General features: G+C 35.3%; 10 protein-coding genes. 5 read left to right on the top strand and 5 right to left on the bottom strand.

Annotated features, from left to right (window positions below; translation table 11 throughout):
- Positions 1-649 precede the first annotated feature (649 nt).
- Complete coding sequence (locus tag PN450_RS08350; protein ID WP_271835986.1) at positions 650-1648, bottom strand: CHAD domain-containing protein; 999 nt, start codon at positions 1646-1648, stop codon at positions 650-652.
- A gap of 148 nt (positions 1649-1796) precedes the next feature.
- On the bottom strand, positions 1797-2201 hold the full coding sequence (locus PN450_RS08355; protein ID WP_015079300.1) for an NIL domain-containing protein: 405 nt from the start codon (positions 2199-2201) through the stop codon (positions 1797-1799).
- 60 nt (positions 2202-2261) lie between these two features.
- Here PN450_RS08355 and PN450_RS08360 point away from each other — a divergent pair, with 60 nt between their 5' ends.
- A complete protein-coding gene (locus tag PN450_RS08360) occupies positions 2262-2828 on the top strand; it encodes a thioredoxin family protein (RefSeq protein ID WP_271835987.1) in 567 nt (188 codons plus the stop codon).
- A gap of 35 nt (positions 2829-2863) precedes the next feature.
- On the opposite strand, the gene PN450_RS08365 is transcribed toward PN450_RS08360, so the two are convergent.
- Positions 2864-3037, bottom strand: a complete 174-nt coding sequence (locus tag PN450_RS08365) for a hypothetical protein (protein WP_271835988.1) — start codon at positions 3035-3037, stop codon at positions 2864-2866.
- Positions 3038-3154: 117 nt separating this feature from the next.
- Positions 3155-3532, bottom strand: coding sequence for a nucleotidyltransferase family protein (locus tag PN450_RS08370; RefSeq protein ID WP_213717954.1), 378 nt, complete (start codon positions 3530-3532; stop codon positions 3155-3157).
- 141 nt (positions 3533-3673) lie between these two features.
- On the opposite strand from PN450_RS08370, the gene PN450_RS08375 reads away from it, so the two are divergent.
- The 3 genes from PN450_RS08375 to PN450_RS08385 all read left to right on the top strand — a co-directional run bounded on the left by PN450_RS08375 (position 3674) and on the right by PN450_RS08385 (position 7242).
- Positions 3674-4909 carry an LL-diaminopimelate aminotransferase gene (locus tag PN450_RS08375; RefSeq protein ID WP_271835989.1) on the top strand — a complete coding sequence of 412 codons (1236 nt, stop codon included), beginning with the start codon at positions 3674-3676 and terminating at the stop codon, positions 4907-4909.
- 111 nt (positions 4910-5020) lie between these two features.
- On the top strand, positions 5021-6274 hold the full coding sequence (locus PN450_RS08380; RefSeq protein ID WP_271835990.1) for an AAA family ATPase: 1254 nt from the start codon (positions 5021-5023) through the stop codon (positions 6272-6274).
- The gene (locus PN450_RS08385) at positions 6271-7242 is read left to right on the top strand and encodes a hypothetical protein (protein ID WP_271835991.1); all 972 of its coding nucleotides are present in this window, start codon (positions 6271-6273) and stop codon (positions 7240-7242) included. Before PN450_RS08380 ends, PN450_RS08385 begins: the two co-directional genes overlap by 4 nt.
- Here PN450_RS08385 and PN450_RS08390 read toward each other — a convergent pair.
- Positions 7216-7977, bottom strand: coding sequence for an ABC transporter permease (locus tag PN450_RS08390; protein WP_271835992.1), 762 nt, complete (start codon positions 7975-7977; stop codon positions 7216-7218). The genes PN450_RS08385 and PN450_RS08390 overlap by 27 nt on opposite strands.
- Before the next feature lie 369 nt (positions 7978-8346).
- Here PN450_RS08390 and PN450_RS08395 point away from each other — a divergent pair, with 369 nt between their 5' ends.
- Positions 8347-9420 (top strand): glycosyltransferase family 4 protein, encoded by a 1074-nt coding sequence (locus tag PN450_RS08395; protein ID WP_015079294.1) that lies wholly within the window; start codon positions 8347-8349, stop codon positions 9418-9420.
- The last annotated feature ends 192 nt before the right edge of the window (positions 9421-9612 follow it).

Consider the following 9612-nt stretch of genomic DNA (forward strand, 5'->3'; position numbering starts at 1 on the left):
TAGATTTTGATGACATTTTTGGTGATTTACTGTTTCTCAAATGCCTTTTTTCACTTTATCTGTTTGTTTTGATGCTCCCTTTGATTTTCATCTCCGTAATTTCCCTCTGTAACATTTTGGGGTGCGGAATGTGGGTTATAAAGTTGAAGCAAATTTAGATCCTCTGTATTCAGGATATTATCTCAAGCTTGGCTTTAAAACCCACATTCCGCACTTCATTTTGTAATATACTAAACACGGGTGAGATTTAAACTTTTGCCAAATGATAAAGAACCCAGATGTGTAGGGGTTTAGCACTGCTAAACCCCTACGTTTAGAATCAAACAATCAAGCCGTTTTGAGTATACATCAAGATTACCAATATCGGGCTAATAATGGTCAGATAGCGATTCCTAGGTCGCGCTTCGCGATCGCATTACCACCAGGAAAAATCAGGATTAATACTTAATAAAACTATCCTAATTCGATGACATTTTTGAAGCATAAATACAGCACTTCCCGGTGTTATGAGGTACATATCTAGCGGGCAAGATGCCCGCACTACAAGAGTTTCATGATTCAACTTTGTACCTCATAAGAGCGGAAACCGCTGTATGTGACATTTTGAAGTGCGGAATGCCGATTATTATATATTTAAACATACCATGAATTAATCTCTCTCTTCTTGTTTAAGATTTACCAACGTCGGTTGTAATACCACCAAATGCAAATTATATCTAGTATCTGCTTGCAAATAACGTTGTTGGAGTGGTTGCCATTCTTGCCATAATTGATAACGATTTGCGGCTAGTAGCGTCGTTAACCCACGTAATTGAGTATCCAGTTCTGATTTGAATATATTTTCTAACCATTCATGTAAAACCATATTATCTTGCATCATTCCCAAGATTTCTTGGATGCTTTTAATATCATGAAGATGTGCGGTAAAAGACTCACCATATAATTCAGTAAATAACTCCATTTGGTAGCGGAGACGTTTGGCTTGTTTCCGTAAACTATGCAAAGTTTTACCTTCTATTTTCAGATGTTCTTCTAATTGCTTGGGTGTCCATTTTGTTTGCACTACTATTTCTGATTTAACAATTTTAGTCCCAATTAACCATCCTGGATGTAAGCAAAATTCACTAACTTCTGGTGAGAGTAAATCTGGTAATACATGATAAATTGGTACTGATGAAAAACTTTGATAACTGGGATTTTTTAACCAATGTTCACATTCATTTTTAAAAGATTTATAAACTTCATCTTGAAATATATTCTGCACATGAGAAACGGCAATTTCTCGTTGTTTATGCAATTCCTTAAAAGCGGTTTCTAGAGATTTTTGTTCTTTTTCAAGTAAATGCGGTTTGTAATTCTTTTCCAGAATTTCTGCAAGCACATCTAAATCTCTGAGACCACCTAAAATTCTAGCAAGTTTACCAATATTTTTATCACTAACTAATTTTGGTAAAAATAAATATCTCTCGAATCTACTAACAGCAGTTCTTAACCGTCGCATTCCCACACGCATTTGGTGAAGTGGTTCTGGATCTTCGTCTTTTTTAACTGCTTTTTCCCATTTTATGGTTTTTGTAAAATGGTTTTCAATGGCTTGATGTGCAGTTTCACCAAGAGTTTTGATAGATGTTTCTGAAGGAATTTTCATAAATAAAAAAAATTAGCAATATAGCAATCCCAAATAAGATACAGGTATTTCTCTTCCCTCTCTTCCTCTGCGCTCTCTGCGTCTCTGTGGTTCGTTACCTCCATTTCCCGTAAGGGATACACAAATCAAATAGAATTGCTCATAATATCTAAAGATTAGTGGAAATAGCTTGTACCGGACAAGTAGGAATACATTGTTCGCAAACAATACAGCGCGATCGCACAAAAGTGAGTTTATATGTCTCTGGATTAATAGCCAAGGCTTCAGTGGGACAAACCCCCGTACATAAACCACAGTGAACGCATACATCCTCATCAATGATAATTTCACCTAAACCCAGGGAAACATGAATATGTTGCGATCGCATCCATTCAATTGCTGCATCTAACTGATCAATGTCTCCCAATAATTCTACTACCAGTTTACCAATTTGGTTAGGCGCAACTTGGGCGCGAATAATATTCGCAGCGACATTAAAATCCTTTGCTAGTCGGTAGGTAACAGGCATTTGAATCGCCCGTTTGGGAAAAGTCAGGGTAACTCTTTTTTTCATTATGTTAGAAAACAGTAAACTAGATGATGAACTAAGTTAATAAGTCTTAATAAATTGATTATGAGTACCCAAGCCCCTGTAAATTCTAGTAGCCGCATCAAAAACTTCTTAATTGCCATTGTAGCGATCGCTTTGGGAGTTGCCCTCTTCCTGGGACTTAAAACTGATTCTACCTCAGTTTCCCTGGCGGAATTGGGTAAAACTGCTATTCCCTTAGAAGTAGCCCTCAGCAACGGAAAACCTTCTCTAGTCGAGTTTTATGCCGATTGGTGTACAGTTTGTCAGAAAATGACTCCCGAGATGGCCAAACTCCGAGAAAAGTACAATAACAACCTGAATTTTGTGATGTTGAATGTTGATAATACCAAATGGTTGCCAGAAATGCTCAAATATCGAGTAGATGGCATTCCCCACTTTGTATTTTTGGGTAAGCAAGGGGAAACCATCGCGGAAACCATTGGTGATATTCCCCGCACCATTATGGCTAGTAATTTGGAAGCTTTAATTACTGGTTCTACCCTTCCCCACATTCAAGGTAATGGTAAAACCTCCCAATTTTCCGCACAAGTCGCCACAGATGGAAATCAAGATGATCCTCGCAGTCATGGTAGCCAAGTTGTAAATTAGATGATTGGGGATTAGCAATTGGGAATTGGTATTATTTAATTATTGACTAAAAAAGCATCAAATTTTTTCATGTCTTCCATAAATATCTGATGACAACCTATAAGTTTATTAGCTACAGCGGTTTCCGCTCTTATGAGGTACAAAGTTGAATCATGAAACTCTTGTAGTGCGGGCATACTATGGCTAACGCCACGCTGCGCTATCGACAAGCTCAGTACAAGTCTTGCCCGCTAGATATGTACCTCATAACACCGGAAAGTGCTGTAAGTTATTCACCAATTCTTCAAGTTTGATAAGTTCTTCAGCAATTTTTCTCCTCAATGCAATCATAGCTCTATTCCTTGAGAAATTGCAGGTAAAATATAAGGTTTAGCGTGTTGTGCTTCCATCAAATCAAGAGAACAATCTTCAGCAATATCCAAAAGAACACCCACTGCTTTAAAATAATCTTTTTCTGGTAAACCCCAAACAGCTAAATCAATATCAGAACGCCAACTCATTTGTTGATGATCCAATAAAGAACCGAATAAGACAACTTTTTCTGCGCCAAATCTTTCTTTCAAGATTTTGGCACATTGTCGCGCAATTTTTAAACCTTGTTTTTGGCGTTCCTGCATAGCAACTAGAAACTGAGGACGATTTTTTCTAGCCTCTAAAACCTCTTGGATAATTCGTTGTTTAGTAGCTTCATTAATGAGACTCATAGTTTCTCAAATATGGGAATTTTCTAAAATAATTATAACTTAAAGTTTCAGATCTCTGACTTCTTGAAGGAGTCAGGGATCTTTTTATTTCTGTCCTCAAAGTAAAATAGTGTATGATTATCTTTTTTCTCAAAATTTACTATGGCTACAATTAACGACAACTACCTGAAACTCAAAGCTGGTTATCTGTTTCCAGAAATTGCGCGACGGGTAAATGCTTTTGCACAAGCTAACCCCGATGCTAAAATCATTCGCTTGGGGATTGGTGATGTCACCGAACCCTTACCAGAAGCTTGTCGCACAGCCATGATTAAAGCTGTAGAAGATATGGGCGATCGCTCATCTTTCAAAGGATATGGTCCAGAACAAGGTTATAATTGGTTAAGGGAGAAAATCGCCACCCACGACTTCCAGGCACGGGGAGCAGCCATAGAAGCCGATGAAATCTTTATTTCCGACGGTTCTAAATGCGATTCTGGCAACATTTTAGATATTTTTGGCAAAAATAACGTTATCGCCGTTACTGACCCAGTATATCCGGTTTACGTAGATACTAACGTTATGGCGGGTAATACGGGAGACGTGAATGAAAAAGGCGAATATGGTGGTTTAGTTTATTTACCTGTTACTGCTGAAAACAACTTTACAGCCGAAATTCCTAGCCAAAAAGTTGATTTAATTTATCTTTGCTTTCCTAATAATCCCACAGGTGCAACTGCTACGAAAGAACATTTGCAAGCATGGGTAAATTATGCCAAAGCCAACGGTTCAATTATCTTTTTTGATGCTGCTTACGAAGCATTTATTACTGATCCTACCTTACCTCATTCTATTTTTGAAATCGAAGGCGCTAGAGATTGTGCCATTGAATTCCGTTCTTTCTCTAAAAATGCCGGGTTTACCGGAACTCGTTGCGCTTTAACTGTTGTTCCCAAAACCCTCACAGCCAAAGCCGCTGACGGTTCTAATGTGGAAATTTGGAAACTCTGGAATCGTCGTCAATCTACCAAATTTAATGGCGTTTCCTACATTATTCAACGGGGTGCAGAAGCAGTTTATTCAGAAGCAGGACAAGCACAAATCAAAGCTTTGGTAAACTTCTATTTAGACAATGCCAAAATCATCCGTGAAGAACTCACAAACGCAGGTTTAAAAGTTTATGGTGGCGTAAATGCACCTTATGTATGGGTGCAAACTCCTCATGGTTTATCCAGTTGGGAATTTTTCGATAAGTTATTAGAAACCGTGAATGTTGTGGGAACTCCCGGTTCTGGTTTCGGTGCTGCGGGTGAGGGTTATTTCCGTATTTCTGCGTTTAATAGTCGGGTAAATGTGGAAGAAGCCATGAAGCGAATTACCGCTAAGTTTAAGGTGTAGAATATTGTGGTGGGTAATGCCCACCCTAAATGAATTATGATTAAGTTAGCCGTGATTTGGTGTTAACGGTATAATTCAAATATGTAATATTTCTCAAGGAAGAAAATTCACATGAAGTTACTACAAGTTCAAGTACCCGATTTCCGAGTTTTGAAAGATGTTGATATTAAGTTTGATAGAAGGTTTGTCCCTAATATCTTTCCTTTAGGAAGTCTCAATGGAGGTGGCAAAAGTACACTTTTACAATTAGTTTTTGTGTTATTACATTGCTGCACAAATCCAGAAAGAAAAGTTTTTATAAAGAATCTACTACATGGATTTACACTTAATGATGATTCTAGTGATAGAGTATTAGCTATTATCAAGGTTTGGGATGGTGAAAAAGAAGTTGAAATTAAATTTCTAGTTTGTCATAACACTTATATTGAAACTTATATTGAAAATATAATAAAACAAAATAATGTTGAAATTAAATTTCCAAGTTACAATCGAAATTATATTGATGAAAATTCTATTAAAAATTTGTTATTCCCTGACCAAAATAATAAAGATTCTAAATTATATCAATATTTATATTCACAATACTTGCCTCTAGAACACATAATATATATATGTCCTTATTTTTCAGGGGTGGGTGTGGGTGAAAATCATTTATTATGTAAAATTGGTGATAATTTAGATATAAATAAAGCAGAAGCCTGGTTAGATGAAATATCCAATAAAATATTTTTAGCTGCTCCTATTACTCAGGTTTTTCTGTTTACTTCTCAAAAGTCCAGAAGTCTATTATTTCAACAAAATAGTGAGAGAGATTATGACTTAGATTTAAAATCCTCCAAATTAAAACTACCAGGATTTTTTACTTATGATTTCGCTCCGGTAGATTTATTAATTAAAGTATTCACAAGTGCTAGAGATGAAGATTTTAGAACTGCTATTGAAACTGAAGGTAAGTATGGCAAGAGATATGAAGAATTATTAGCTGAGTTGAGTTTATTATTAGCTAATAAAAAAGTGAATATCTCTACAGATTTCTCTAAAATCACATTCAAGTTAGATACCAATAATGAAAATATTGAACTTTATCCTGAAGATTTAAGTCATGGTGAATTAAAGAGATTGAGTATTTACCTATGGATAAAGTATAGTAAAATTAAAAATGCTATTGTTCTCATGGATGAAATTGAAATAGGATTTCATCCAGATTGGCAATATGAAATAATTAGAGATTTAGAGGAATGGTCTTCTAGTAATCAATATATTCTAGCAACTCATTCTTATCAATTATGTCGAGCGCTTACACCGGCTCATGTCAGGGAACTAGAACCAAAACTTATCAAATCAGATAATAATATTCCACTATGAATACTTATCAAAAAAAACTAATGCAACATTGTAACGAAATTCTGGGAAATCCAAACATTAGACAGAGAATTGTTGTTTTGTGCGAGGGTCAAGGTAGTATTTTAAATTTAAGTGACGAAACAACAGTAAATTACGGAAAAATGAAGCAAATGCCAGATGCAGATTTTTATATAAAATGCATTCCAAAGACATGGAAAACATACAAACCAGAATTTTTTAATTGTCAAGGTAGAACAGGTGTTATAGATACTTATTTTAAGCTTTTAGAATTACATGAAGAAGGTAGTAGAGAGTCATACTTAAATCCTGATAAGCTGTTTGCTATAGTTGATTTAGATTTACAGTCCCAAAATATTGATAATTACGGTTTCTCTAATACAGAAGAAATTTTCTCAAATCTTTATCAGCAAGGTCAAGTTAATGAAGAAAATACCAGAAATCATCGCATTTGGGTAACAGGATTAATTCACAAAGAAGCATATTTTATCATACCTGAACTGCAAGAAGTTTTTGATAATTACATCAATGTTCCTATGTATAACGGTCAAAAAATTATTCTTGAAGATATTTATATTACTATGGCAAATGCTATTATTAATAGCAATGATTTAAAAAATAATTTGTCAACTATATCTAATCGCATTAGTCATTGTTCAGAATTAGATTGTACAGATTTAGAAAAGTTACGTGATTCCTGGAAAGAACAGTTTGAAAATTCTCCAGATGAAACACACAAAAATGAGTTAATTTATGCCTTATTAATGCTTAAAAAAGTTAAGGATAACAAAACTCAAGAGCATTATTGGGAAGACATTAAACCACCAAGTGATTGGACTAATACAGAGGAGGTATTTAGGGATGAATTATTAAGGCAAATAGCTAAATTTTACTCAGAGCAGAGTAATTATGCTAAATATCATATTCCTGCTTTTATGCAATTTTTAAAACATTTTTCTACTTTGAATTAATTTCAACCTATTCTCTCCTTTCCCCGCAGTTCTAATCAATTCCCCTATCAAAGCCACAATAGCAGTCATAGAAATTAACATCACACTTAAAGCATTAATATCCGGTTTAACTCCCGTTCTAATGCGGCTAAAAATTTCCATTGGTAAGGTATTAGTCCCACTTCCAGCAGTAAAACTAGCAATTAAAAAATCATCCAAACTCAAGACAAAAGCCAATAAACACCCAGAAATAATCCCCGGCATTAATTGCGGTAATAAAACTAAAATAAAGGCTTGTATGGGGGTTGCACCTAAATCTAATGCTGCTTCTTCTAGATGAGGATTAATATTATTCATGCGCGCAGACACTACCAAACCCACATAGGATAGACAAAAAACAATATGGGCAGCGATAATAGTCCATATACTCAAAGGAATAGCAAAGGCCGCTAAACATACTAGTGTCGAAACAGCGATCGCAATATCAGGAATTAATAAGGGTAAATAGGCAATTCCCTGATATAATTTCTTACCAGGAAAATCATAACGTGCCAACCCCACAGCCATTAATGTTCCGAACACTGCGGAAACTCCTACTGCACAAAAAGCCACCAACAAACTATTATATAACCCGGATAAAATCCGTTCGTCATTAAATAGTTTTCCATACCATTCTAAGGTAAATCCTTGCCATTTAGCGCTGTAAGGTGACTGATTAAAACTATAAAAAGCCAGTACCAAAATAGGTAGGTACATAAACACAAATATAATTAGTGAAAAAACTGCCTGCCAGGAAACACGCGGTTTACTTATTTGTTTGTATATATTCATTTTACCTAATATATGCAACTATTTATTTATCGTTATATATTATACTTATTTTTGTCTTTCAAGTCAAGTTCAAAATCCCAAATATAACAATTATATTTTGTCTAATTTATTTCTTAAGGATCAGACATTGACATTACCTCAGATAGACAAAATATATCAAATATAAAGCATAAGATTTGGTAGTACAATCATGAATAAGGGCGGTTTTTTTTTACTTTTAGCTATTTCCTGTTAGCTATTCAATTTATTTTCAAATAACTGGAAATAGAAATCGGATATTTTAGGAGATTGATAATGAAAATTGCTCAAATTGCTCCACTGTGGGAGAGAGTACCACCACCAGCTTATGGTGGAATAGAATTGGTAGTGGGGTTATTAACTGATGAATTAGTCCGTCGAGGACATGAAGTGACATTATTTGCATCAGGAGATTCTTTAACTTTAGCCAAATTAATATCAGTTCATCCCCGCGCTTTAAGGCTAGATTCTACTATCAGAGATTCAAGTATTTATGAATTTCTACAAATAGCATCAGTCTATGAAAAAGCCGCAGATTTCGATATTATTCATTCCCATATGGGAGTCGCAACATTAACATCTGCAAACCTGGTAACAACTCCTACAGTGCATACCTTACATGGCATTTTCACACCAGACAATGAAAAAATATTTAAACATTGTCGAAAACAGCCTTATATTAGTATCTCTAATTCTCAGAAAGAACCCAGATTAGGATTAAATTATGTAGACACTGTTTATAATGGCATTGATGTTAGTAGTTATGAATTTTATCCTCAACCAACAGAACCATCTTATTTAGCTTTTTTAGGCAGAATGTCTCCAGAAAAAGGACCACATTTAGCAATTGAAATTGCTAAAAAAACTGGTCGGAAGTTAAAACTTGCAGGTAAGGTAGATTTGGTAGATTGGGAATATTTTGAACAAAAAGTTAAACCGCATATTGATGGTCAGCAAATTGAATATTTAGGTGAAGCCAATCATCTCCAAAAAAATGCCCTTATGGGTGGTGCTTATGCAACTTTATTCCCAATTACTTGGCGAGAACCTTTTGGTTTAGTTATGGTAGAATCAATGGCATCAGGTACGCCTGTAATTGCCATGCGAATGGGTTCAACAGCAGAAGTGATTGTTAACGGGGAAACAGGTTTTCTCTGTGATAATGTCGAAGAATGTATTAATGCTATTGATCAAGTCAGGAGTTTAAATCGTTACGCTTGTCGTCAATATGTGGAAGAACATTTTAGTGTTCAGCAAATGACTGATGGTTATGAAGCAGTTTATCAAAAGCTAATTGCAGAAAAATTAGCGCGACAAAATGGTTTTTCTCGCACTGCTTTAGTGAGTTAGTAGGGGTGGGGTTTCCCCACCCAGAGAACTTCTTTCTAACTGCCTTTCTTACTGATACTTTTAACCGAGACATTCCCCGACATCTGAGATATCGTGAATATCTAGTATAACATCACCAACTGAGTTAGTGAAGGTGGTATCCCACATTGCCTTAGAACATAATTCTAATGGCTCTTGATTGTCTATCAACGA

It is taken from the genome of Dolichospermum lemmermannii CS-548 (assembly GCF_028330815.1).
Lineage (GTDB): Bacteria > Cyanobacteriota > Cyanobacteriia > Cyanobacteriales > Nostocaceae > Dolichospermum > Dolichospermum lemmermannii.